The following is a 1471-nucleotide window of genomic DNA, read 5'->3' on the forward strand; positions in this document are numbered from 1 at the left end:
CAATAGGGTCAATTACACTGACATATAATCGGTTCACACAGCGCGACGTGGCCCGCGCCGCCGGGGTTTCCGACATGACGGTGTCGCGCGTGATGCGGGGCAGGGGCACCGTCTCGGAGCGAACCAAGGCGAATGTCCTCAGCGTCGTTGAGGACATGGGCTACGTGCAGAACCGGCTCGCCGGCTCGCTGGCGACTTCGCGCTCGAACCAGGTGGCGGTGGTGATCCCCTCCCTGGTCAACCAGGTGTTCTCCCAGGTGATGAGCGGCATCAGTTCGGAACTGGACAAGGCCGGCTACAACGCGGTGGTCGGCATTTCCGACTATGGCCTAGAGAAAGAGGAAAGCCTGGTGGTCTCGATGATGTCGTGGCGGCCGGCCGGCATGATCGTCACCGACATGACGCATACGCAAAAGACCCGCAACATCCTCAAGAGCGCCAACATCCCGGTGATCGAGATCATGGACACCGCCGGCGAGCCGATCGACATCTGCGTCGGCATGGACCACGCCAAGGCCGGCCGGATGCTGGCCGATCACCTGATCGCGAAGGGCTATCGCCGGTTCGGCTATCTGGGCTGGTCCGACAACGACTTCCCCGCCTCGAGACGCTTCGACGCGATCCGTGAGCGGCTCGCCGAACAGGGCCTACCGCTTGTCGCGCCGAAGGTCTACGACAGCCCGCCCGATACGCCGGTGGGCAAAAGCGGTCTGCGCGACCTGCTCGCCAGCCATCGCGAGCTCGACGTGGTCATCTTCTCCAACGATCCGGCCGCGGTCGGCGGTCTGGTCTATTGCATCGAACACGGCATCGACGTTCCGCGCGAACTGGCGATCGCCGGTTTCAGCGGCCTGATGGCCGGCCAGATCATGCCCAAGCGGCTGACCACCATCCGCACCCGGCGCTACGACGTGGGCCGCATCGCCGCGCGCTGCGTGTTGAACCGGCTGGTCGGCCAGGCGGTCGACCCGGTCATCGATCTGGGCTTCGAACTGATCGCGGGGGAGACGGCCTAGTCCAGCGTGACGACCCGGCTGGTTTCCATGCTCTCCTCGGCCGCCAGCAAGATGCGCAGCGAGTCGAGGGCGGCCTCCATCGATTCCGACAGGTCCAGATCCTCGCGGATGGCCTTCAGGAAGAACTCCTGCTCGCGATCGCACAGTTCCTGATGGTCGGGTTCATCATCCATGTTGATGATCTCGTCGGGCCGGGTGAAGTTCTTGTCCTCACCGACTCCGCGTGGTGGAGCCTCAGCGCGTTGGTCTTGGTGTGCTGGTCGATGTCGGCGGAATCGGAGACCGCATCGCCCTTGGCCTCGCCCTCGCCGTCCTGAGGCACGACGATCGACACGCAGCCCTTCGGGCCGACGATGTCTTTGACGAAGTAGGCGACCTCGCTCATCATCGGCCCCCAGCCGGCCTCGTACCAGCCCACCGAGCCGTCGTCGAAGGTCACCTGGAGCTGCCCGTAG

1 protein-coding gene and 1 pseudogene are annotated in these 1471 nt (G+C 64.6%); one reads left to right on the plus strand and one right to left on the minus strand.

Features of this window, described 5'->3' with window-relative positions:
- Positions 1-1016: LacI family DNA-binding transcriptional regulator (locus MJD61_04965; GenBank protein MCG8554628.1), on the plus strand; the 1016-nt coding region annotated here is incomplete at its 5' end.
- On the opposite strand, the pseudogene MJD61_04970 reads toward MJD61_04965, so the two are convergent.
- Positions 1013-1471: pseudogene (locus MJD61_04970) on the minus strand (gfo/Idh/MocA family oxidoreductase). The gene MJD61_04965 and the pseudogene MJD61_04970 overlap by 4 nt on opposite strands.

This window comes from Pseudomonadota bacterium (assembly GCA_022361155.1).
Taxonomy (GTDB): Bacteria; Myxococcota_A; Polyangia; order Polyangiales; family JAKSBK01; genus JAKSBK01.